Source organism: Streptomyces sp. NPDC031340 (genome assembly GCF_055569945.1).
In genome coordinates, this window is sequence record NZ_JBVIIE010000053.1 from 1 (window position 1) to 22,699 (window position 22,699).

The 22,699-nt window shown below is 71.0% G+C and carries 21 protein-coding genes and 1 pseudogene; 9 read left to right on the top strand and 13 right to left on the bottom strand.

Features of this window, described 5'->3' with window-relative positions; genetic code table 11:
• Positions 1-225: 225 nt before the first annotated feature.
• Entirely contained in the window at positions 226-1,197 is a 972-nt protein-coding gene (locus ACZ5GT_RS31740; RefSeq protein ID WP_469033115.1) for a WD40 repeat domain-containing protein, read from the bottom strand.
• An 89-nt stretch (positions 1,198-1,286) separates the two neighbouring features.
• Between ACZ5GT_RS31740 and ACZ5GT_RS31745 the strand changes: the two genes are divergently transcribed.
• Positions 1,287-1,961, top strand: coding sequence for a GDSL-type esterase/lipase family protein (locus ACZ5GT_RS31745; protein ID WP_469033117.1), 675 nt, complete (start codon positions 1,287-1,289; stop codon positions 1,959-1,961).
• 137 nt (positions 1,962-2,098) lie between these two features.
• On the opposite strand, the gene ACZ5GT_RS31750 is transcribed toward ACZ5GT_RS31745, so the two are convergent.
• Positions 2,099-2,632, bottom strand: a complete 534-nt coding sequence (locus tag ACZ5GT_RS31750) for a hypothetical protein (protein WP_469033119.1) — start codon at positions 2,630-2,632, stop codon at positions 2,099-2,101.
• 2 nt (positions 2,633-2,634) lie between these two features.
• A complete protein-coding gene (locus ACZ5GT_RS31755) occupies positions 2,635-2,883 on the bottom strand; it encodes a hypothetical protein (RefSeq protein WP_469033121.1) in 249 nt (82 codons plus the stop codon).
• Between the two features lie 99 nt (positions 2,884-2,982).
• Between ACZ5GT_RS31755 and ACZ5GT_RS31760 the strand changes: the two genes are divergently transcribed.
• Positions 2,983-3,546, top strand: coding sequence for a Uma2 family endonuclease (locus tag ACZ5GT_RS31760; RefSeq protein WP_469033122.1), 564 nt, complete (start codon positions 2,983-2,985; stop codon positions 3,544-3,546).
• A 119-nt stretch (positions 3,547-3,665) separates the two neighbouring features.
• Here the strand turns inward: ACZ5GT_RS31760 and ACZ5GT_RS31765 are convergent, their stop codons facing one another.
• Complete coding sequence (locus ACZ5GT_RS31765; RefSeq protein WP_469033124.1) at positions 3,666-4,655, bottom strand: aldo/keto reductase; 990 nt, start codon at positions 4,653-4,655, stop codon at positions 3,666-3,668.
• A 207-nt stretch (positions 4,656-4,862) separates the two neighbouring features.
• On the opposite strand from ACZ5GT_RS31765, the gene ACZ5GT_RS31770 reads away from it, so the two are divergent.
• Entirely contained in the window at positions 4,863-6,170 is a 1,308-nt protein-coding gene (locus ACZ5GT_RS31770; RefSeq protein WP_469033125.1) for a DUF1254 domain-containing protein, read from the top strand.
• Between the two features lie 131 nt (positions 6,171-6,301).
• On the opposite strand, the gene thpR is transcribed toward ACZ5GT_RS31770, so the two are convergent.
• From thpR to ACZ5GT_RS31785, 3 genes are all read right to left on the bottom strand, one after another.
• Positions 6,302-6,874: an RNA 2',3'-cyclic phosphodiesterase gene (thpR, locus tag ACZ5GT_RS31775; RefSeq protein WP_469033127.1), complete on the bottom strand. Its 573-nt coding sequence runs from the start codon at positions 6,872-6,874 to the stop codon at positions 6,302-6,304.
• A gap of 158 nt (positions 6,875-7,032) precedes the next feature.
• On the bottom strand, positions 7,033-8,388 hold the full coding sequence (locus ACZ5GT_RS31780; RefSeq protein ID WP_469033129.1) for an MFS transporter: 1,356 nt from the start codon (positions 8,386-8,388) through the stop codon (positions 7,033-7,035).
• Positions 8,389-8,415: 27 nt separating this feature from the next.
• Positions 8,416-8,853 carry a MarR family winged helix-turn-helix transcriptional regulator gene (locus tag ACZ5GT_RS31785; RefSeq protein WP_469033131.1) on the bottom strand — a complete coding sequence of 146 codons (438 nt, stop codon included), beginning with the start codon at positions 8,851-8,853 and terminating at the stop codon, positions 8,416-8,418.
• A gap of 188 nt (positions 8,854-9,041) precedes the next feature.
• Between ACZ5GT_RS31785 and ACZ5GT_RS31790 the strand changes: the two genes are divergently transcribed.
• A complete protein-coding gene (locus ACZ5GT_RS31790) occupies positions 9,042-9,224 on the top strand; it encodes a ribbon-helix-helix protein, CopG family (RefSeq protein WP_469033134.1) in 183 nt (60 codons plus the stop codon).
• A 7-nt stretch (positions 9,225-9,231) separates the two neighbouring features.
• On the opposite strand, the gene ACZ5GT_RS31795 is transcribed toward ACZ5GT_RS31790, so the two are convergent.
• On the bottom strand, positions 9,232-10,683 hold the full coding sequence (locus ACZ5GT_RS31795; RefSeq protein WP_469033137.1) for an NCS2 family permease: 1,452 nt from the start codon (positions 10,681-10,683) through the stop codon (positions 9,232-9,234).
• Between the two features lie 144 nt (positions 10,684-10,827).
• On the opposite strand from ACZ5GT_RS31795, the gene ACZ5GT_RS31800 reads away from it, so the two are divergent.
• On the top strand, positions 10,828-11,148 hold the full coding sequence (locus tag ACZ5GT_RS31800; protein ID WP_469033140.1) for a DUF2530 domain-containing protein: 321 nt from the start codon (positions 10,828-10,830) through the stop codon (positions 11,146-11,148).
• Positions 11,149-11,362: 214 nt separating this feature from the next.
• Positions 11,363-13,762 (top strand): HAD-IC family P-type ATPase, encoded by a 2,400-nt coding sequence (locus ACZ5GT_RS31805; RefSeq protein WP_469033143.1) that lies wholly within the window; start codon positions 11,363-11,365, stop codon positions 13,760-13,762.
• Between the two features lie 12 nt (positions 13,763-13,774).
• Here the strand turns inward: ACZ5GT_RS31805 and ACZ5GT_RS31810 are convergent, their stop codons facing one another.
• Positions 13,775-14,647, bottom strand: coding sequence for a hypothetical protein (locus ACZ5GT_RS31810; protein WP_469033145.1), 873 nt, complete (start codon positions 14,645-14,647; stop codon positions 13,775-13,777).
• A gap of 545 nt (positions 14,648-15,192) precedes the next feature.
• Here ACZ5GT_RS31810 and ACZ5GT_RS31815 point away from each other — a divergent pair.
• Both ACZ5GT_RS31815 and ACZ5GT_RS31820 read left to right on the top strand, forming a co-directional pair.
• Entirely contained in the window at positions 15,193-15,942 is a 750-nt protein-coding gene (locus ACZ5GT_RS31815; RefSeq protein WP_469033146.1) for a hypothetical protein, read from the top strand.
• Between the two features lie 12 nt (positions 15,943-15,954).
• Positions 15,955-16,203, top strand: coding sequence for a hypothetical protein (locus ACZ5GT_RS31820; RefSeq protein WP_469033149.1), 249 nt, complete (start codon positions 15,955-15,957; stop codon positions 16,201-16,203).
• Positions 16,204-16,609: 406 nt separating this feature from the next.
• On the opposite strand, the gene ACZ5GT_RS31825 is transcribed toward ACZ5GT_RS31820, so the two are convergent.
• A complete protein-coding gene (locus ACZ5GT_RS31825) occupies positions 16,610-17,083 on the bottom strand; it encodes an ISL3 family transposase (protein ID WP_469033151.1) in 474 nt (157 codons plus the stop codon).
• Between the two features lie 91 nt (positions 17,084-17,174).
• On the opposite strand from ACZ5GT_RS31825, the pseudogene ACZ5GT_RS31830 reads away from it, so the two are divergent.
• Positions 17,175-17,927: pseudogene (locus ACZ5GT_RS31830) on the top strand (transposase); the annotation flags it as partial.
• A gap of 158 nt (positions 17,928-18,085) precedes the next feature.
• Here ACZ5GT_RS31830 and ACZ5GT_RS31835 read toward each other — a convergent pair.
• The 3 genes from ACZ5GT_RS31835 to ACZ5GT_RS31845 form a co-directional block, all read right to left on the bottom strand.
• Positions 18,086-18,997 carry a hypothetical protein gene (locus tag ACZ5GT_RS31835; protein ID WP_469033153.1) on the bottom strand — a complete coding sequence of 304 codons (912 nt, stop codon included), beginning with the start codon at positions 18,995-18,997 and terminating at the stop codon, positions 18,086-18,088.
• An 86-nt stretch (positions 18,998-19,083) separates the two neighbouring features.
• Positions 19,084-19,233 (bottom strand): hypothetical protein, encoded by a 150-nt coding sequence (locus tag ACZ5GT_RS31840; protein ID WP_469033157.1) that lies wholly within the window; start codon positions 19,231-19,233, stop codon positions 19,084-19,086.
• Between the two features lie 192 nt (positions 19,234-19,425).
• Positions 19,426-22,554: a sacsin N-terminal ATP-binding-like domain-containing protein gene (locus tag ACZ5GT_RS31845; RefSeq protein ID WP_469033160.1), complete on the bottom strand. Its 3,129-nt coding sequence runs from the start codon at positions 22,552-22,554 to the stop codon at positions 19,426-19,428.
• Positions 22,555-22,699 lie beyond the last annotated feature (145 nt).

A 22,699-nucleotide genomic window follows, 5' to 3' on the forward strand; every position in this document is an offset into this window, starting at 1 on the left:
GGAGGGGGGGGGGTTGGGGTGAGGGTGTTTGTTTTTTGGGTTTCGTGTGGGGGGGGGGGCGGGGTGTGGGTGGGGGGGGGGGGGAGGGGAGGGGGGGGGGGGGGGGGGCGCCCCCCCCCACCACACCACGCACCCCCCAGGAAACTGACACACCATGCCCACGTCAAGACATCGCGCAGCGCTCGGGCGCGGACTTCCGCGAAGCTCCGCGGACTTCAGCGGACTTCAGCGGCGCCGCACCAGCCGGCGCAGGCCGAACAGGGCCGCCGCCGCGATCAGCACGGCCAGGGTGCCGGTCTTGAAGGTGGAGCCGAGACCGCCGCCGCCGTCCCCCGCCGCACCCGAACCGGCGCTGCCCGAGGGCGACTTGGCCCCGTCGGCGCCGGGCGCGTCCTCCGCCTGCACGGAACTGCCGGCGCCCTCGCTGCCGTACAGCAGCTTCGAACCGTCGACGGAGTAGGTGACGGACTCGCCCTGGCCCTGCAGGGGCACGTCGAGGCGGCCCTCCCGCTTGATCCGGCCGGCGTCGAAGTCGTACCAGATCCCGCCGAAGTAGCCGCGCACGGCGAGACGTTTGCCGTCCGGGGAGAGCGCGGCGTCGGTGGCCCACAGGTCGACGGTGGCGACCGGGCGGAAGACGTTGGTGCCGGACGGCGACAGGGTGGCCGGGCCCTGGTAGAGGCGCCCGCCGTCCTCGTTCTTGTCGATGATGTACGCGCGGCCGGTCTTCGGGTCGACCACCAGCGACTCGGCGTCGCGGGCGCCGTCGGAGTACTTCACGACGTACTGCGTGGCCCGCACGGTCTGGTCGGTCAGCTTCTTCGGCTCGGGCAGCCGGTAGATCCACACGTACGGCCACTTGCCGCCGAGGTTGTCGCCGATGTCGCCGACGTAGATCTGGTTGCCGGGTCCGATGGAGATCGCCTCGACGTCGCGCGGCGAGCCGATGCCGGCCAGGGTGACCCGGGCGACGGTCCGGCCGGTGGCACTGTCCACCGCGTACAGGTAGGGGCCGTCGTCGCTGTCGTTGTGGGTCCAGTAGATCCCGGGGTGCAGGCGGGAGGCGGCGAGGCCGCTGGACTCCGTGATACGCGGGTCCTTGATGGTGAACGACCCGCCGCCGTCCGCGGCGGCGGCGGGCAGCGCGCAGGCACCCGTGAGCAGGATCCCGGCGAGGAGAGCGAACGATCGGCGCATGGCCCAAGACTGCCATCCTCACGGCCCGTTCAGGCAGGCGTGTCCGGCTTCACATCCCACCCGCCCCGCTGATCGTCCATCATGAGCGGATGCTCAGGCTCATGCCCGTCGGCGACTCCCAGACGATCGGAAGCGCCGGCGAACACACGTGGCGTTACCGGATGTGGCGGCACCTGTGCGAGACGTACGGGGGCCCGTTCGCGCTCGTCGGACCGCGCGAGACGCTGTACGACAAGGCGGCGGACGCGCCCGTGTCGTACGCCTACGCCGAACCCGACTTCCCGCGCGCCCACCTGGCCGGCTGGGGCGAGGGCTGGCTGCACATGGCGCCCCTGGTCGGCGAGGCGGTCCGCGCGCACCGGGCCGACGTCCTGCTGGTCGCCCTGGGCCTGATAGACCTGGGCTTCTACACCAACGCGGACCAGACGGCGGACAACGTGCGCCGGTTCGTCGCCGAGGCCCGCACCGCGAACCCGCGCGTCCGCATGGCCGTGCTGCCCGTCATACCCAACGTCCGCGCCCGGTCCGACGCCCCCTTCGGCGCGCAAGTCGCGCTCTTCAACGAACTGCTCGCCAAGGCCGTGGCCGACCTGGACGAGCCCCGCTCCCCCCTCCTGCTGGCCTCGCCCCCGCCCTCGTACGACATCGACCGCGACACCTACGACGGCACGCACCCCAACGCGAGCGGCGAACACAAGATCGCGGCGGCCTTCGCGAACGCCATGCACCAGGCCTGGGGCCTGGGCCGCCCCTACGGCGACTGAGGCCACCATGAGGGTCGCGACCCCGATGATTCCCGTACCGCGACACAAATCATGGGCCAGGCCAACACTTCACGCATAGGCGAGCGCCTCCATCAGTGATATCGGAGGCGCTCGCCCTGTAATTGCCTGAAACGCGTCTACTCAGACTGGCTTGAGCCGGCGGGCGATTCCTCTTGCGCGGGCGCGCCTCGGCCGACGGTCAGCGACCAACGAACAGTTGAGGGGGCCTCGACGGAGACAGTTCCGCTGCGGTCCACTCCTCTCACTGCCACCTGGTTGTAGGTGGTGCTGACTTCACCGGCGAGGCACTCCAGCGGGAATGAGACATGCACGGGCTTCAGGGCAACGTTGATTTTCCCCTTGCCCTGACAGCGCACTGCGACGATCAGCGCATCGCCCTTCTTCCCCGCTTCGAACTCGATGCTGGCGTTTCCTGTGGTCGCGTTCTGGCGCCCCGCAAGCGTCTCGTCATCGTCCAGCTCCGGGGGCGTTCGCACCGAGGGCTGGGAGGCTTCGGAGGACGCGGTCACCGTACTGGAACCGTGTTCGGAGGAAGTCGTGGTGGGTTGCTTCGCCTGCTGGGCACCCTCATCGCTCGATGAGCAAGCGGTTAGCGACAGGAGCAGTGCAGCACACGCGACACTCGATCCCGTTCGGATCAGGCCGGACATGGTCAGTCCTCCTTTTCCCAGATGGCCCAGCCGACGCGGTGAGGCGTGTAGGTCGTGACGTTCTTCTTGCTGCCCTTGCTGCAGTTGACGTACACGTACTGGTTGTATCCGTAGGACTTGAGCCGGTACACGCCGTACCGACCGAAGGTGGTCGTGTGCGCCGGTGTGTCCACAGTGATGCTGTTACCGATCTTCGCGGTGAGGGAGGTCGAGACATTCACACCGAACTTCTCCTCGATCTCGGCGACCACGAGAGAGCCGCTGACCTTCAGCTCGCCGCTGTAAGCGATGCCGACGGTACCGGAGACCTCTGAGGTGAATGTGCTCTTGGCAGTGCGTGAGGTGCCGTTATGATTGGCCTGCTCGGCGCCGACCCCCTTGTGGTAGTCCTTGTCCTTGCTGGAAGCGTGGTAGTACCAACCCTGCTCACAGCCTTGTGCGTCGGGTGTCGCGCTGGGCTTGGACGTCGGCGCCGTCGGGTCGGTGTCCGGCTCCGTTTCAGCATTCTGGAACAGCTGCGCGCCAGGTATCCGATCAAGCGGCTCGCCTCCGACGTCCGGATCGACTTCCCGGGGCGCCTGAACGGTTTCGCGTGTGACGTGGCCGCCCTGGCCGAGCGTTCCGTGAAGGACGACAACGGCCGCTGGCGCTACCAGGACGTCGAGTTCGTGGCCGAGGTCATCTCCGAGGACGCGGCGGCGAACGACTACGGCCCCAAGAAGCTCACCTACGCGGTCGCCGAGGTCCCCGTCTACCTCATCGTCGATCCCTACCAGGGCAAATGCCGCCTCTACACCCAGCCGAAGGAAGGCGAGTACGTCAGCGAGCTGTCCATCGCCTTCGGCACGGACGTAGACATGACCACCACCCACCTCGGCCTCGTCCTCAGGACCGACGGCTTCCCCCGCGACTGACCGGTGGCCCGCACAGGGCGCACTCCAAGCGGCCGGCTCGGAGCATGGAGCACACGCTGCCAGGCGGTGACCGCCGCCCTGTGAAGGGGCGGCGGTCCCGGGCGCGGTGGCCCGGTTGATCACCAGGCGAATGCCTCCGGGGAGGGCCCCGGGCCGGGAAAGATCTCATCGAGAGCCGCCAGCAGCTCCTCCGGCAGCTCCAGTTCGACCGCGCGCAGCGCGGAGTCGAGCTGCTCGGCGGTGCGCGGGCCGACGATAGGGCCGGTCACGCCCGGCCGGGTGAGCAGCCAGGCGAGGGCGACCTCACCGGGTTCGAGACCGTGCTTGTCGAGCAGCTCCTCGTACGCCTGGATCTGGGTGCGTACGGCGGGGTCGGCGAGGGTGTCGGGGGCCCGCCCGGAGCCGCGGCGCCCGCCCTCGACCTGCTTCCTGATGACGCCGCCGAGCAGCCCGCCGTGCAGCGGCGACCACGGGATGACGCCGAGCCCGTAGTCCTGCGCGGCCGGGATGACCTCCATCTCGGCGCGGCGCTCGAAGAGGTTGTAGAGGCACTGCTCGCTGACGAGCCCGTAGGAGCCGCGCCGCGCGGCGGTCTCGTTGGCCTGGGCGATCTTGTATCCGGGGAAGTTGCTGGACCCCACGTAGAGGATCTTCCCCTGCTGCACCAGCACGTCCATGGCCTGCCAGATCTCCTCGAAGGGAGTGCTGCGGTCGATGTGGTGGAACTGGTACAGGTCGATGTAGTCGGTCCGCAGCCGCTTGAGGCTGGCGTCGACCGCCCGGCGGATGTTGACGGCGGAGAGCTTGTCGTGGTTGGGCCAGGCCTCGCCGTCCGGGCCCATGTTCCCGTACACCTTGGTGGCGAGCACGACCTTGTCGCGCCGTTCCCCGCCCTTGGCGAACCAGTTCCCGATGATCGATTCCGTGCGGCCCTTGTTCTCCCCCCAGCCGTACACATTCGCCGTGTCCACGAAATTCAGCCCCGCGTCGAGCGCCGCGTCCATGATCGCGTGGCTGGTGACCTCGTCCGTCTGGGGACCGAAGTTCATGGTGCCGAGGACCAGTCGGCTGACCTTGAGTCCGGTGCGTCCAAGCTGCGTGTACTTCATGGGACCCCAGCCAACGCCTTCGAGTCCGCTCAAGGCAAGCATGACCGCGCCTCGTCCTGTCGCGGGGGACGGCGGCCGCGCGCGCCTCCGCGCGTCCGCACGGAGGTGGCCGGTTTCGCAGAGGCGCCCTGGCGCGGTCGATCGCCGGACGACAGACTGCGCGCTGACTCGCCGTGAGCACGTCATCACTCTATGAGGGGAAGAGACATGAGCATGCTGTCGGCTGATCCGCGGACCTTGGCCCGTGAGGCGTACACCTACCTCTATCCGCTGGTCATGATGGACGTCACGCGCCGCCAGGGCACCTCGCCGCTGGCCGCGCAGAGGCCGGGCTACGGCCCGCCGAACGAGTTCCAGCACATGCGCGAGTTCCCTTCGGCCGACTTCCGCGCGGTGGTGCGGCCGAACTTCGACACGCTGTACTCCAACGCCTGGCTGGACCTGACCGGCGGCCCGGTGGAACTGCACGTGACCGACACCGCCGACCGGTACTTCATGCTCCCGCTGATGGACATGTGGAGCGACGTGTTCGCCACCATCGGCAAGCGCACCACCGGGACCGGAGACCAGGACTACCTCATCGTCGGACCGGACTACGACGACACCCCCCAGGCCGGGCTGACGGTGCTGCGGGCACCCACGCCCTACGTGTGGGTCATCGGCCGGACGCAGACCAACGGCCCGGCCGACTACGAAGCCGTCTGGCAGGTCCAGGACGGCTACACCCTGAACGCGGTGCCTCCGCGCGACTACGAGCTCGACGACAAGATCGACGTCGACGCCGACGCGCTCGACCTGGTGAACGGGTACGGCGCGGTCGACTTCTTCACCAAGGCCGCCGAGGCACTGGCGGTGAACCCGCCGCACGCCGCGGACTTCTCCGCGCTGGCCCGGATGGCGCACGTGGGCATCGTGCCGGGCCAGAAGTTCGATCCCAGCCGGTTCACCGACGCCGAACTCGCCGAGATCGAGGCCGGCGTGCAGGATGCCCGCACGGAGATCATGGGGTCGAACACGGGCTTCGGAGCCGAGGCCAACGGCTGGCGTACCTCCCTCGACACCATGGGCGTCTACGGAAACAGCTACTTCAAGCGTGCCGTGGTCGCCGCGGGCGGGCTCGGCGCCAATCCGCCCGAGGACGCCGTCTACCCCGTCCTGACCGCGGATGCCGACAACGAGCCGGTCGACGGCGTCCACGACTACGTCCTGCGGTTCGAGGCCGACGCGATGCCGCCCGCCGACGCCTTCTGGTCGGTCACCATGTACGACGCCGAGGGCTTCCAGGTCGCGAACGAGATCGACCGCTTCGCCCTGGGCGACCGCGACCAGATGGTCTACGACGAGCAGGACGGCTCGCTCACCATCTACATATCGCAGCACAACCCCGGCCCGGACCGGGAGGCCAACTGGCTGCCCGCCCCGGCCGGCCCGCTGGGAATCACCATGCGCCTCTACGCGCCGAAGCCCGAAGTGCTCGACGGGACATGGAACCCGCCGGCGGTCACCAAGGCGTGAGGGAGGGCCGCGGGGAGCCGCAGGGCTCCCCGCGGCTACCTGACGGCCGCCGCGACGGCCACCACGACGAGCAGGAGAACGAGCGCACCGGCCATGATCCGGTTCCGGGTCTTCGGGTCCACGCGTCGAGCCTAACCGGCCCCGGCGAGCGGCCAGCAGGCGACCGCCTCGTACCGCGGCTGCTCGCCCGGCACGCCGGACCGGGGCAGGTTGCTGCGCACCAGCGCCAGCTCCGCCACCGTCCAGGTGCGGCTGGTGAACCCGCGCAGGGCCGCCACGTACGGCCGTACGTCGACCGTCTCCCGGCCGCGGGCCACGGTCAGGTGGGCTTTGTAGTGGCGGTGCTCCTCCATCGGCAGGCCCGCCTTGCGGGCCGCGGCCTGGGTGCGGCCGGCCAGCACGCGCAGCGTGTCCAGGTCGCCCGCGGCGCCGGTCCACAGGGCGCGCCCGCGCCCGAACTGGCCGCCGCCGTGCAGCGCCAGCGGGAACGGGCCGGTGTGGTGGGCGGCACGCTCCAGGCGCGCCGACAGGACGGGGACGAGGTCCTCGCCGACCTCCCCGTAGAACGCGAGGGTGAAGTGCCAGGCGGGCCGGCCGGTCCAGCGCAGGGCGTCCGCGCCGGGCAGGTCCCGCAGGGCGGCGACCTGCGAGGCGAGTTCACCGGCGATGTCGTCCGGGGGCACTACGGCGGTGAAAAGTCTCATGCCTTCCAGCCTGACACCGCGCCCGGCGTTGCCCCATGTCCCCGGCCCGGCACCGCCTCGAAGGATCTCGCGCGGCCAGTGCCGGTTCCTCACGCGGCGGCCCGCGCCGACTCCTCGCAGGGCTCGGGCCGGCTCCTCGCACGGTCAGTGCCGGTTCCTCACGCGGCCCGCGCCAGCTCCTCGTGCCGCTCGCGGGGCACCAGGCCCAGGCGCGGGTGGCCGTGGTTCCAGCCCATGGACAGCCGCAGGTTGCCGACGCGGGCCAGCACCAGGCCGATCGCGGCCGCCGCGGCCGCGGCGATCACGCCGCCGGTGGCGAGGCCCGCCCGGACGCCGTACGTGTCGGTGATCCAGCCGGCGATCGGCGCGCCCACCGGCGTGCCGCCCAGGAAGACCATCATGTACAGCGCCATGACGCGGCCGCGCATGGCCGGGTCGGTGGCGAGCTGGATGCTGGAGTTGGCGGTGACATTGACCGTCATGCCGAACATTCCGATCGGGGCCATGAGCAGGGCGAACAGCCACAGCGACGGCGCCGTCGCGGCGACCAGCTCCATCGTGCCGAAGGCCACCGCCGCCGCGATCAGCACCCGCATCCGGACGGTGCCCCGGCGGGCCGCGAGCAGGGCGCCGGCCAGCGAGCCGACCGCCATCAGCGTGTTGAACAGGCTGTAGGAGCCCGCGCCGGCGTGGAAGACGTCGCCGGCGAAGGCGGAGAGGTAGACGGGGAAGTTGAAGCCGAAGGTGCCGACGAACCCGACCAGGACGATGGTCCAGATCAGGTCGGGGCGGCCGGCGACGTAGTGCAGGCCCTCCCGCAGCTGGCCCTTGCCGCGCGGGGCGCGCTCGACGACGTGCAGCTCACGCGCGCGCATCAGCAGCAGGCCGGCGATGGGGGCCACGAAGGACAGGCCGTTGAACAGGAACGCCCAGCCGGTGCCCACGCCGGTGATCATCAGTCCGGCGACGGCGGGGCCGACGAGGCGGGCGGACTGGAAGTTCGCGGAGTTGAGGCTGACCGCGTTCTGCAGCTGGTCCGGGCCGACCATCTCGGAGACGAAGGACTGGCGGGCCGGGTTGTCGACGACCGTGGCGAGGCCGACGGCGAAGGCGGCCACGTACACGTGCCACACCTGGACCTGACCGGTCAGGGTCAGCAGCGCCAGCACGACGCCGGTGACGGCCATCGCGGACTGCGTGACGAGCAGGGCGCGGCGCTTGGGCAGCCGGTCGACGAGGACGCCGCCGTACAGACCGAACAGCAGCATCGGCAGGAACTGCAGGGCCGTGGTGACGCCGACGGCGGTCGCGGAGCCGGTGAGGCTGAGGACCAGCCAGTCCTGGGCGATGCGCTGCATCCAGGTGCCGATGTTCGAGACGACCTGTCCGATGAAGAACAGGCGGTAGTTCCGGATCTTCAGGGAGCTGAACATCGTGGAGCGGCGCTCGGGGGCGGGCGGGGTCTCGGGGGTGGTCGGTGCGGGGACGGAATCTGCTCCGGGTCCCGTACTCAAAAGGGTTCGCCTCCTCAGGACTGCTGCTTACAGGTGCGCGAGCTTCTCCAGCACGGGCGCGGCGGCGCGCAGTGCGGCCCACTCGTCCTCGTCGAGACCCTCGACCAGGTCGGCCAGGAACGCGTTGCGCTTGCGGCGGCTCTCCTCGAGCATCGCCTCGGCCTGCTCGGTCTTCGTCACGACCTTCTGGCGCCGGTCCTCGGGGTGCGGCTCCAGGCTGACCAGCCCCTTGGCCTCGAGCAGCGCGACGATGCGGGTCATCGACGGCGGCTGCACGTGCTCCTTGCGGGCGAGCTCGCCCGGCGTGGCGCTGCCGCAGGTGGACAGGGTGCCCAGCACCGACATCTCGGTGGGGCTCAGCGACTCGTCGACGCGCTGGTGCTTGAGCCGACGGGACAGCCGCATGACGGCTGAGCGGAGGGAGTTCACGGCGGCAGCGTCGTCGCCATGGTTGAGGTCCGGCATGTTCTTTAGCCTAACTCATTACTCTGGCTAAGGACCACTGGGGGCGGAGGAGTGACCGTGATTCCGGCCACTGTCGCCACTGTTGGCTGCCGCTGTTGGCTGCCGCTGTTGACGCGAACGCCACTCGTTCGGGTGGCGGGACGCCGAACGCGGCACATGGCGCCGGTCCCTGCCGCGATCATCTGTGCATGGAGACCAGCGTGCTCAGCCTGCGCATCGACGCAGAGCTGCTCGAGCGGCTCCGGCAGCATGCCGCCAGAAGAGGAATGAGCGTCCAGGACTACGTGGTCCGGACGCTCATTCGCGACGACTTCGACGAGCGGTTCCAGACCGCCGTCGAGGAGACGGAGAAGTTCTACGACGTCAGCTGAGCGCGGCTCAGGTGAGGCCGAGGGCGGGCATCAGGTAGTAGAAGCCGAACACCGCCGCGACGACGTACATCGGCGCCGGCACCTCACGGCCCCGCCCGGCCACCAGGCGCAGCAGCACGAAGGTGATGAAGCCCATGCCGATGCCGTTGGTGATCGAGTAGGTGAACGGCATCATCACCATGGTCACGAAGGCCGGGATGGCGATGGTGTGGTCGGCCCAGTCGATCTCCCGGACCGAGCCCGCCAGGATCAGGAAGCCGACCGCGAGCAGGGCCGGGGTGGCCGCCTGGGACGGCACCATCGTGGCGACCGGGGTGAGGAAGAGCGCCACGCCGAACAGGGCGCCCGTGACGACGTTCGCGAAGCCGGTGCGCGCGCCCTCGCCGACGCCGGCCGTGGACTCGACGAAGGCGGTGGTGGCGGAGGAGGAGCTGGCGCCGCCCGCGGCGACCGCGAGGCCGTCGACGAACAGGACCCTGTTGATGCCGGGCATCTCGCCCTGGGCGTTGGTCAGCTTCGCCTCGTCGCCGACGCCCATGATCGTGCCCATCGCGTCGAAGAAGCACGACAGCAGCACGGTGAAGACGAACAGCACACCGGTCAGCACGCCGACCTTGCCGAAGCCGCCGAACAGGCTGACCTGGCCGATCAGACCGAAGTCGGGCGTGGCGACCGGGTTGCCCGGCCACTTCGGCGTGGTCAGGCCCCAGCTGGGCACGGTGGCGACGGCGTCGACGACCATCGCCAGGACGGTCATCGTGACGATCGAGATCAGGATCGCGCCGGAGACCCGGCGGACGATGAGCGCCAGGGTGAGCAGCGCGCCCAGGATGAAGATCAGCACCGGCCAGCCGTTGAGGTGGCCGTCGGCGCCGAGCTGCACGGGGACGGTGGTCTGGGCGGCGTCCGGGATGCGGGACACGAAGCCGGAGTCGACCAGGCCGATCAGCATGATGAACAGACCGATGCCGATGGAGATCGCCTTGCGCAGCCCGTAGGGCACCGCGTTCATCACGCGCTCCCGCAGGCCGGTGGCGACCAGCAGCATCACCACGAAGCCCGCCAGCACGACCATGCCCATCGCGTCCGGCCACGACATCCGCGGAGCGAGCTGGAGTGCGACGACGGAGTTCACGCCGAGGCCGGCGGCCAGCGCGATCGGGACGTTGCCGATCACACCCATGAGCAGGGTGGTGAACGCCGCCGTCACGGCGGTCGCGGTGACCAGCTGGCCGTTGTCCAGGTGGTGCCCGTACATGTCCTTCGCGCTGCTGAGGATGATCGGGTTCAGCACGATGATGTACGCCATCGCGAAGAACGTGGCGAAGCCGCCGCGGACCTCACGGGCGAGCGTGCTGCCACGCTCGGTGATCTTGAAGTAGCGGTCGAGCGCTCCGGGTGCGGGCGACTGCCCCGGCTGTCCGGGGCTGGGGACCTTGGCGGGTGCCGAGGTGGACATTGGATGTTCCTACGAGCAGAAGTGGACAAGCGTAAACCGTTTCAGTATGAACATATGATTTCTGTGAACGCCATCTCCGCGCGTAGACCTGATCGTTTCCGAAGCCGCCCGGAGGCCGTCCGCAAGCGCCCGTAAGCTGTCCCCATGGCCGGACTTTTCTCGGGAACCTTCCAGCACGAGGCGCCGGAGCCCCTGGAGGGCCCCGTGGTCGCCACCGTCACCGGCGGCACGATCGTCTGGTTCGTCCTCTTCCTGGTCCAGCTCCCCTTCTACGGCTGGTTCGCCGACCACGGCCACACCTGGTGGCTGTGGACCTGCCTGGCCGGCGGCGGCCTGGGCCTGATCGGCATCTGGTACGTCCGCAAGCGGGACGCCGCGATCAAGCGGGCCGCGGCCGAGCGGGACGCCTCCGGGCAGGACACGTCCGGGCGGGCCGCGGCCGACGAGGGCACGACGACGGCGTAGGCCCTGCCGACCGGGCACCCCCGGCGCAGGCACGGACGACGGCACAGGCACGGACGACGGCGCAGGCCCTGTCGTCGGATTCGCCCGGGCGTGGGCCGACCGGCCGGCGCCCTACAACCAGGGCACTACGCCCGGTGCTCCCCGGTCCTCCCCAGGTCGGAACTTCCCCTCGCTCGGCGGGTGAAGCCGTACTCGCGCACGTACCGTCGGATACATGACGCACCTCGACGCGGGCGCCGGGTTCGGCCCGGCCCGTCCCCCCGCGGCCGGCCCGCCGGCGGTCCGCGGACTGAGCGCGGCGGAGGTCGCCGAACGGGTCGCGCGGGGGCAGGTCAACGACGTCCCGGTGCGCAGCAGCCGGTCGCCGGGGGAGATCGTCCGGGCCAACGTCTTCACCCGGTTCAACGCGATCATCGGCCTGCTGTGGCTGGTCATGCTGTTCGTCGCGCCGTTCCAGGACAGCCTCTTCGGATACGTCATCCTCGCCAACACCGGCATCGGCATCGTGCAGGAGTGGCGGGCGAAGAAGACGCTGGACTCGCTCGCCGTGATCGGGGAGGCCCGGCCCACGGTACGGCGGGACGGCGCCGCCGCCGAGATCGCCACCTCGGAGATCGTGCTGGACGACGTGATCGAGATCGGGCCCGGCGACAAGGCCGTCGTCGACGGGGTGTGCGTGGAGGCCGACGGGCTGGAGATCGACGAGTCGCTGCTCACCGGCGAGGCCGACCCGGTGCCGAAGAAACCCGGCGACCGGGTCATGTCCGGCAGTTTCGTGGTCGCCGGCGGCGGCGCCTTCCAGGCGACCAAGGTGGGCCGCGAGGCCTACGCCGTCCAGCTCGCCGAGGAGGCCTCCCGCTTCACCCTGGTCCACTCCGAGCTGCGCTCCGGCATCTCCACGATCCTCAAGTACGTGACCTGGATGATGATCCCGACCGCGGTCGGCCTGGTCGTCAGCCAGCTCGTCGTGAAGCAGCACGGCTTCAAGGACTCGGTCGCGCGGACGGTCGGCGGCATCGTGCCCATGGTCCCGGAGGGGCTGGTGCTGCTGACCTCGATAGCCTTCGCGATCGGCGTGATCCGGCTCGGCCGCAGACAGTGCCTGGTGCAGGAACTGCCCGCCATCGAGGGCCTGGCCCGCGTCGACACCGTCTGCCTCGACAAGACCGGCACCCTCACCGAGGGCGGCATGGACCTCACCGAGGTCCGGCCGTTGCAGGGCGCCGACGAGACGTACGTACGCAAGGTGCTCGGCGCGCTCGGGGAGGCCGACCCGCGCCCGAACGCGTCCCTCCAGGCGATCATCGACGCCTTCCCCGACGTGGAGGACTGGCGCTGCACCCAGGCCCTCCCCTTCTCCTCCGCCCGCAAGTACAGCGGCGCCGCCTTCAGCGAGGGGGACGGACAGAGCAGCACCTGGCTCCTCGGCGCGCCGGACGTGCTGCTGGACGACGACGACGACCCCGCCCTCGCCGAGACCGGGCGGCTCAACGAGCAGGGGCTGCGGGTGCTGCTGCTCGCCCGCACCGACGGCGACCTGGAGGATCCCGGGTCCGTGCGGGGCGCCCGCCCCACCGCCCTGGTCGTCCTGGAGCAGCGGCTGCGGCCGGACGCGGCGGACACCCTGCGCTACTTCGCCGAGGAGGACGTGCGCGCCAAGGTCATCTCCGGCGACAACGCGGTGTCGGTGGGCGCGGTGGCCGCGAAGCTGGGCCTGACCGGCACCGCCGTGGACGCGCGCAGGCTGCCCGCCGAGCGGGAGGCGATGGCGCGGGTCCTGGACGAGGCCACGGTGTTCGGGCGGGTCACCCCGCGGCAGAAGCGGGACATGGTGGGCGCCCTGCAGTCCCGCGGGCACACGGTGGCGATGACCGGCGACGGCGTCAACGACGTACTGGCGCTGAAGGACGCCGACATCGGCGTCGCCATGGGCTCCGGGTCGGAGGCCAGCCGGGCGGTGGCGCAGATCGTGCTGCTCGACAACAGCTTCGCGGCCCTGCCGTCGGTGGTCGCCGAGGGCCGGCGGGTCATCGGCAACATCACCCGGGTCGCCACGCTGTTCCTGGTGAAGACGGTCTACTCGGTGCTGCTGGCCCTGCTGGTGGTGTGCTGGCAGGTCGAGTACCCCTTCCTGCCCCGGCACCTGACCCTGCTGTCCACGCTGACCATCGGGATCCCGGCGTTCTTCCTCGCCCTGGCCCCCAACCGGGAACGGGCCCGCCCCCGCTTCGTGCGCCGGGTCATGCGGTACGCGATCCCCGGCGGGGTGGTGGCCGCGGCGGCGACCTTCGCGACGTACCTGATCGCCCGGCACCACTACACGGGTCCGGGCTCGCTGGAGGCCGAGACCAGCGTCGCGACCCTCACCCTGTTCCTGATCTCCATGTGGGTGCTGGCGATCGTCGCCCGCCCCTGGACCTGGTGGCGGCTGACCCTGGTGGTCTCGATGGCCGCCGCGTTCCTGCTGGTGCTGGCGGTGCCGTCGTTGCAGGACTTCTTCGCGCTGAAACTGGTCGGCATGCAGCTGCCGTGGATCGCGGTCGCCATCTCGGTGGTGGCGGCGGCCGCCCTGGAGGCACTGTGGAAATGGGCCGGCCGCCGCTTCCCCGCCTGAGGGAGCCGGACGCTACTTCACGTCGACGTAGTCGGCGGTGGCCGAGACGGCCGACGTCGTGGTGGTGCCCGCGAAACTGAAGCGCCAGTAGCCGTCGTACTGCGCGGTGGCGGTGGCCTTCACGTTGCCGTACGAGTCCGAGTAGACCGTCTTGAGCGTGGTGTACGTGGTCGTGCCGGCCCGGCGGAACTGGAGCTTCACCGGCTGCTTGGTGTAGCCGTGGTACTTGTTGTCCTCCCAGTTGGCCCGGGACAGCTTGCCCGTGGAGGTCACCGTCTTGCCCTTGGCGACGGGCTCCGGGCCGGCGTTCACGGTCAACGTGGCCGCGCGTCGGACGAGGGTGGTGCCGAGGCCGCCCTGCCTGGAGGTGTCATGGGTGCTGTACTGGAGGGCGATCGCACCGGCCGACCAGGTGCCCGCGTCGGAGTTCAGCAGGGTGCCGTCGGACGGGTAGATGTCGATCTTGCCCGAGCAGTTGGCGGTGGTGGCGGTGACGGGCGTGCAGGTGGCGGGCGCGTCGCCGCCGAGCATGATGTCGGGGGCGTCGACCGAGCCCCTGTAGATCATCGGGCCGTTGTCGAAGTCGGCCGACGAGAGGTCGTAGTTCGCGCCGTGGGTCATCGTGTAGGTGACCGTGGTGGAGACGTGGTTGGCGGCGCCGACCTTGACCGACTTGGCGATCTTCAGGTTGGAGAAGGTGACACCCAGGTCCGTGGCGGTGCTGCCGGCGGCGGTGCTGAACGCGGTGTTGCCGGAGTGCGCGGCGAAGATCTTCGCGGCTTCCGTCCGGTAGCTGACGGAGTCGGCGGCGTGCGAGGCCGGCGCGGCGAAGGCGGTGAGGGCCAGGGCGCCGGAGACGGCGGCCACGGTGGCACGTATGCGCATTGCGTTCCCCAAGTGGGAGATGTGATCTGGAGTCTCTTGACTCGCATGATCAGATTCGCGGCGCACGGGGCGGGTTGTAGCCCGCACGCGGATTTGGGGTGAGCATGACGAAGCCGTTGCCGGGCCCTTGCGCGCCCCTTGCGAACTGCGGATCTGTTGCCCTTGTAGATCATCGGGACGCTGGCGAAGTCGTCCGACGAAGGGTCGTAGTACGCCCCGTGGGTCATCGAAGAAGTGTCGGCGGGTCGGCACCTGGGCCGCGGCGAACAATGTCGAGATCGCCTGGCCACCGTGCTCAGCATCGAACGTGCCTGCTCCATTGACGTCGATCTCCTGCCCAACGACGTCGAAGAAGCGGAGTGAGCGGCACGCGGTGAGAACACGCTGATCGCCGCGAGGTGAGCACGACGAAAAGGCTGCGGTGGGTCCGAGTGCTCGGACCCACCGCAGCCGCATGAACGAACGGGACTCCCGCAGCGTCACAGTCGCGGCGGCCCGAAACGAGGGCGCCACCGCGACCGTTTAACCGAACAAGGAGGGGTCTCGTGGCCCTGACCACGCGTACGAAGATCACGGGGGCTGTGCTGGCCGCGGCCCTCGCCGGATCCGTCGCCCTGGTGTCGTCGCACGACGACGACCGGACCGGCGCCGACGGGGCCGCCGATGCGGAGCGCACCACCGGGCAGGTCCGCTTCACCGAGACGAAGGAGGGTGTCCCCTCCCGCTCCGCGACCGACTGGGTGTCGTACGGCGACCAGGTCGCCGTCGTGCGCGTGTTGGCGGAACGCGAGCAGCCCGACCCCGTGACGGACGACGAGGACGCCGGCGGCGAGACATACATGCCGCGGACGGTCGACCTGCGCGTCACCGACCGAGTGTGGGGCCGGCCCGCAGCTCCGACTCTTCCCGGCGCCCTTTCGGTCACCGTCGACGGATGGCAGCTCAAGGACGGCGCCCGGGTCCGCGTGGCCTCACAGGACGCGTCGCGATTGGAGGTCGGCCACACTTACGTGATCACGTTCGCCCGTTACGCGGACGGCGTGTGGGCGCCGCTGGGATCGGGCGCTGCCCTGCCGTACGACCAGGGGCGCGTCGGCGAGGGCGAGTTCGAGGGCGGCGACATCACGGTCGACGCCTACCGTTCGGCGCTTGAGCGGCAGCGCGTGTCCGGTGAGGAGGATCCCGTGGCCCTGCGGACCGCCGGGAAGACTGCCGCCGAGGTCGAGCAGGTCCTGCGCAGCGCGAAACCCGATCCCGAAGCCACACGACCCGCGCAGGCGAGGGAGCCCGCGTAGTTCTTCTGCTCGGTGGCCTCGCCGCTCGCGGTGTCCGAGGACAGCCGTTACACGCCCGACGAGCTGGCGTCCGTCCTCACCGACCTCGCCGCGATGGCCTCGAAGCCGGCGGATGCCTCCGCCCTGCGGACGTACGCGCACTCCCTCGACGCCGAAACGGGCGCCGGCGCGCCGGACGTCACCGCCCGCCAGGCTTCGGTCGTCGCGATAGAGCATGCGTGTGCCATCGAGGTGGGGGCGCTGCAGCCGACCGACAGCTGACAGATGACCTGCGGGGCAGGGCCTGCCCCTCCACGCGTGCCCGCACTACGTCCGCCACGACGGCCACCGCAGTGTCCGCAGCCCTCCGCGCCCTATTGGCCGCGCTCTGTACCTGCCGCCGACAGGTGCTTGTGCGGCAACGTCTGCGACCAGTGCGGCGAATCGGTCCGCTCGGCCAGCAACCGGCTCTGCCGGGACTGTCGCCGCAATGCCGAGCAACTCGCCGCCCAGCAGCCCTGCCCTCGCTGCGACAAGCCCGGCTGTCTGCGCGAGGAAACCGGCTGGTGCGGGTCGTGCCCCCGCCCAGGCCCGCCCAAGCAGCCCTGCGGATCTTGTCGGCGACGGGTGAATCGTGGTTCTGGCTCACTTTCCGTGCCGGCACCACGGACGGTCACCGAAACCACGATCATGAACGGCCGACCACCGCTTCGAGGAGGACTCGTTTGCGGAGGAGGTCGAAGTTGGCGCGGCCGAACATCTGTCGCTTGAGCATCTTGATCTTGTTGTTGTGCCCCTCAACGACTCCCGAGCTGTAAGGCAGCGTGAGCCCAGCGGTGACAGCGTCGAGGTCCTGGCCGAGGCCGTTGACGAAAGTGTGCAGGTCAGGGAGGTCGTCGCTTCGGACATCGGCGATCGCCCGGTGGAGGAGTCGGCCCTGCCGGTTGTTCATGAGTTCGGCGAAAGCGCGAACGTGCTCGGCGGTGCGGGCGAGGGCCGGGCAGCGGGCCAGCAGTTCCTTCACCTGCGTCGACTCATCCTCGTCAAGGCTGTCGGGGTGGCGGGTGAGCCAACTGGTGACGTCCCGGACCGTGGGATAACGACGGGGTGGGCCGGCCGGGGGGAAGGCTTCGCGAAGCCGGCTGACGTAGTGACGGACCACGGTGGTGCCGCCCTCATAGCCGCGTTCCTTCAGTTGAGTCCGCCAGCTTGGTCAGACTCCAGGTGGAGAACGGCAGGTCGTGCTCGGTCGGATGGTCGACGACATCAGCCACGAGGGCCTGCGCATCCTGCTCCGCGAGGAAGGCGTCTCCTTTCAACGCCTGAAGACCTGGATGACCTCCCGCGACCCCGACTACGCAGCCAAGAACGCCCGTGTCGAACACCTCTACGCAATCGCTGACGGCGAGGTCGTACCCGAGGACGGCGAGCCCGAAGTGGTCTTCTGCATGGACGAGTTCGGACCGCTCAACCTGATGCCCCACCCAGGCCGGCAATGGGCCGAGCGCGGCGGCAAGCACAAGGACCCCGGCCGTGAACCACGCCGCAGGCGGCGGGCGACCTACAACCGCTACGGCGGAGTACGGCACCTGTTCGCCGCCCTGGACCTGGCCAAGGACAAGCTCTACGGCCACATCAAGCCGGTCAAGAGGCGCACCCAGTTTGTGGAGTTCTGCCGCTACCTGCGCAGCCTCTACCCGCCCGAAGTCCGCATCGCGATCATCTGTGACAACTACTCCCCGCACCTGACCACGGAGAAGTGCCGGCGGGTCGGCACCTGGGCCGCGGCGAACAATGTCGAGATCGCCTACACCCCGACCAACAGCTCCTGGCTCAACCGCATCGAGGCCCAGTTGACCGCCCTGCGCTACTTCACCCTCGACGGCACCGACCACGCCGACCACAAGGAGCAGGGCAGCATGATCCGCCGCTACATCATCTGGCGAAACCGCCATGCCGGCGACCGGCGCCTACGCGCCGTCACCGACATGGCGAACATCGCCTGATGCGGCAGTAGCGCCCGGACGGATTTGGGGCGCGGATGGTCAAGCTCGCGCCCCGCACTTGCCGTGACCTTGCGAAGTCGTTGCGAAACGCGAAAAACGGCGGCCGCCCCCGGGGTCCCCAGCCGGGTGCGGCCGCCGCTCGTCATGCCGGCGCGTGCTTACTGCACGTCGACGTAGTCACCCGCGGCGCTGACCGCCGGGGTGGTCGTGGTGCCCGCGAAGCTGTAGCGGTAGTAGCCGTCGACCGTCGCCGTGGTCGTCGTCTTCAGGGTGCCCGTGGAGCTGGACTTGATGGTCTTCAGCGTGGTGTAGGTGCTGGAGCTCTTCTTGCGGAACTGCAGCTTCACCGACTGGTTGGCGTAGCCGTGGTACTTGCCGTCGTCCCAGCTGGCACGGGTCAGGTTGCCGGTGACGGTGACGGTCTTGCCCTTCTTCACCGGCTCCGGGGCGGCGTTGACCGTCAGCTTGGAGAAGCGCTGCAGCTTGAAGGCCGCGACCTGGTCGGTGACGGCGACGCCGACGTTGTCCAGGTTCGGGTTGTTCGGGTCCTCGCCGTTGAACGCGACGGCGAAGCCGGCCGCCTTCCAGGAGCCGGCGTCCTCGTTCAGCAGCTCCGCCGGGTCGATCTCGACCGTGGCGGTGCAGGAGGCGACGGTGGTGGAGGTGTCCGTGCAGTTCGCCACGTCGCTGTCGAACCACCAGATCTCGTCCTCGAAGGACGTGCCCCGGTACAGCTCGATGGCGGAGACGAAGTCGTCGGCGTGGATGTCGACGTCCACGGCGTGGGTCAGGGTGAAGGACACCGGCGCCTTGACGACGTTGGTGGTGCCGACGGCGATGTTTTTGCCCTTGTTGACCTTGACGTTCGAGAAGGACGCGTCGAGGACGTACGGGGTGCCGGTCGCGGCGGTGCTGAAGGCGCTCTTGCCGGAGGTGGAGTGGGCGGCCTTGGCGGCGCCCGCGACGCCCGCGGGAACCGTCGGGGCGTCGGCGGCCAGGGCGGCCGGCGCGGCGAGGGCGGACAGGGCCAGGGCGCCGGATACGGCGGCCACGGTGGCGCGAATACGCATGTATTTCCTCGGGTGGGAAAGTGGGACGCCGGGACCCTGCGCGTGCGGGGCGTCCGGCGAAGGGAAAAGGGGAGTGACCGCCGCTGCTATCGCACGTCGGAGCGGCCGCCGCCGTCCACGACGACCTCGGTGACCGTGGTGTCGCCGGACCCGCCGTCGGTGTGCGCGGCGGGCGCGGCGTCGGCGGAGCGGGCAAGGGCGCCCAAGGCGCCGGCTCCGATGGCTCGAATGCGCATGAGATCCCCGTTGGTGAAGAAAAGGGCCCCGACGGTGGTCGTCCCCCACGGCGCGTCGTCCCGCCGGGGCCCAAGCGATCGTCGAGCCTGTTGGCTCACACGATCAGACCGGGGATCGAGGAGAAAGGTTGTACGGCAAGAGTAGAAATTACTCAGAAAGTTTGGAGACGGTCACGTCATGGCTCCCCGCGGTCAGTCGAACCACCGGTCCCGGGCCAGTTCCTGAGTGCGTGACGGGTCCTCCAGCAGGGCCGCGACCTCGAAGCGGCGCGGCCACTGTCCGGCGGCCCAGGCGAGTCCGGCGGCGACGCCCTCCAGCGTCGCGGCGTGCAGGACGCCGTCGTTCGTCAGCCGCCAGTCCAACTCCACTCCGTCCACGACGAGTTCGTCGTGCTCGACGTACGTCTCGGGGGTCCGCGCCCCGAGCAGCACCCGCACCGGCTCCGGTACGTCGTGCTCGGCGCCCTCGGAGTCGACCTCGCCGGTGACCGACTCGCTCAGCCGCCGCACCTGGAACAGCTCGGCCAGTTCGGCCGCCCGGGCCGGCCGTACCGGCAGCAGCGGGACGCCCTGGGTGAAGGGCAGCAGGTCGGGCGAGTCGCAGACCACGGCGTCGGCGGCGTCCACCACCTCGACCCGCCCGTCGACGACGGCCCGCACCTCGTCCGGCAGGGTGACCTGTTCCGGATCGAGCTCGGCCAGCTCACCGTAGAGGGCGTGCAGTTGGGCGCCGGTGACCTCGCGGTCGGGGTCGGCGAGCCGGTCGAGCAGTTCGGCGGCGCCGCCCGGCTCGGCCAGCAGCGCGGCCACCGAGGTCCGTACGCCGAGCGCCCGCAGCACCTGCTCGTCGTCGAAGCCGGTCGCGTCGGCCTCGTCGTACAGCCCGCGCAGCAGCGGGTCGCCGCCGGCCGCGAGGAGGCCGGCGGGCCGCCGCCCGTCGATCACCGGATGCCCGCGCAGCCACCAGGCCGTGTACGGCCGTACCACCTCGTGCGTGCCGTCCGGCAGCAGGACGCGCACCGGCTGGACGATCGCGTCGCGCAGCGGCGGCCGGGACAGCAGGGCGAGCGCCTGCGGCCACCGGTCGTCGTCCACCAGGTCCAGGTCGCGCACGGCGACCAGTTCCGTGGCGACCGGCGGCACCGGCGAGTCGGGGAAGCGGTCGAGGACGTCCTCGCACCACACGTCGACGGCGTCCAGCAGCCCGGCGTCGTCGGGTTCGGCGAAGTCCCCTTCGCGGGGCTCCAGCTCGTCCGGGTCGAGGACCACGTCCGTCGCGCGGACCAGCGCGAAGTCGGCGAGCACCCCGCAGGCGGCGAGCGGCTGTTCGCCCCACTTGCGGGCCAGTTCGGCGTCGACGGCGGCGAGTTCGCCCTCGCGGACGACCTGGGCGAAGGGGCTGCCGGGGAGCACTAGTTCGCCGGCGGGGGCGAGTTCGCCGTCCTCGTCGGGCAGCGCGAGGGCGCCGAGCCAGGGCTCGTCGCCGGGGAGCAGGCCGGCGTCCCGGACGAGCGCCAGGACCAGGTCGGCCAGCTCCTCCGCGTCCGGCGCGTCCCGCTCCCAGTCCAGCGCGCCCTCGTCGTCGAGGGAGGCGGCGACGGCGGCCCGCACCTGCGGGGTGGTGAGGACGGCGCGCGGCGTCGCGGGCAGCGCGCCGAGCTTCTCCAGCAGGGGGTGCGCGGCATCCGGGTGGGCGACCTTCAGGCCGAGCCGGGCCAGCACCTCCGGGTCGATGCCGGCGGCGTCCGGGACGGGCAGCAGGACCTGCCGGGGCCCGATGGTGGTCCGCCCGTCGGCGAGCGGCACGGGCAGGCCGGAGAGCCGGTCCGGGTCGACGCCGGCCAGGCTGTCGTACAGCCGCCACCACCAGCCGGGCTCCTTCTCCAGGCCCGCCAGCCGGTCGACGGCGTCGGTCAGGGGCACCCTCGCCACGCCCAGCGTGCGGAGCTCCACGCGCCGCTCAAGGCCGGCGGGCAGCAGCATCGGCAGCACCTCGGCGAGCACCCGCACGGTGTCGCCGCCGGCGCCCTCGACGACCTCGGCGTCCCGCGGGCGCAGCGCCTCGGGAAGCTCGGGTTCGTGGTCCTCGGCGGGCGGGGCCGCCGGGTGGGCGGGCGGCAGGAAGGCGGTGCGCGGGAGGCGTTCGAGGATCGCCGCGCGCAGCGACCCGTCCAGCTCCCCCTTGCCCAGCGGGCCGGGCACCAGCCCGATGACGCCCTCGCCGACCGGGCGCCACTCGGCGAGCAGCCCGGCGTAGGCGTCCGCCGCGCGCTGCACCAGGAAGTCGGTCAGCGGGCCGGGGGCCGCGTGCCGGCGGGTGCTGTCCAGCGGGAAGGAGGCGATGAGCAGGGCCGGGACGCCGAGCGGCTCGTCGCTGGGGGTGGGCGCGTGCACCACTGGCGCGGTGCGCGGGCGGGCCGGGCCGCCGTCGGGCTCCGCCGGGACGGCCCAGGTGACCGACCAGTGCGGGCGCAGGCGCTCCTCGACGGGGCGGTCGACGAGCAGGTCGGGGGTGAGCGGGCCGTGCGCCACGGCGGTACGCCAGCGGGTCGTGCCGTGCACGGAGTCCTCGACGACCGTGAAGGGGCCGTCGTCGGTCCGGCTCAGGGTGCGCACGGTGTCGTCCGTCTCGACGACGACCTCCGCCAGACCGGGCAGGGCGAGCAGCAGGGCGTCGTCCACGGCCTCCAGCAGGCGCTCGGCGAGGGCGGCGGCGGCCGCGTCGCGCAGCGGCAGGACGACGACGGTGTCGTACGGGCCGGGTGCGCTGCCCTCGGCGGCGAACGGCAGCCGCAGCAGCGGAACGTGGCCGTCCCGGCGCCGGATCTCGTCGCCGAGCCCGGGGCTGTGCCGCGCGACGTCCTGGGCCAGGTCGCGGGCCTCGGCGAGGGACCAGCGCACCCCGCCGTGGCGGCCGAGGACCGCGGGCTCGTCGGTGACGGCGAGGACGGCCGCGAAGCCGACGCCGAACCGGCCGACCGACGGGGTGTCCCGCTTGGCGGAGGCGCGCAGGGTGGCCAGCGACTCGACGCCGGCCGCGTCGAGGGGGGCGCCGGTGTTGGCGGCGGCGAGGACGCCGTCGCGGAGGGTGAGGCGCAGCCGGCCGGGCACGCCGGCCCGGGCGGCGGCGTCGGCGGCGTTCTGGGCCAGCTCGACCACGAGCCGGTCCCGGTAGCCGCCGAGGACGAGCTCCTCCTCGGCGTTGGCGTCCTCACGGAACCGGGCGGGACTGGTGGCCCAGGCGTCGAGTACACCGCGGCGCAGACGGGCCGTACCGAACGGATCGGCCCCCTCGGCCGCCGGCCGCACGAACTTGCTCACGTTCATTCTCCATCGTCGGCGTGACCACGAAGGTACCGCCCACGGAGCGCGGACGCGCCGCCCGCCCGAAGCGCGGGCGGACGGGGCCGAATCAGCCCCTGGACTCACCGGAACCGGCAGTCGCCGCCCGGGGCTCGCTCCCTGC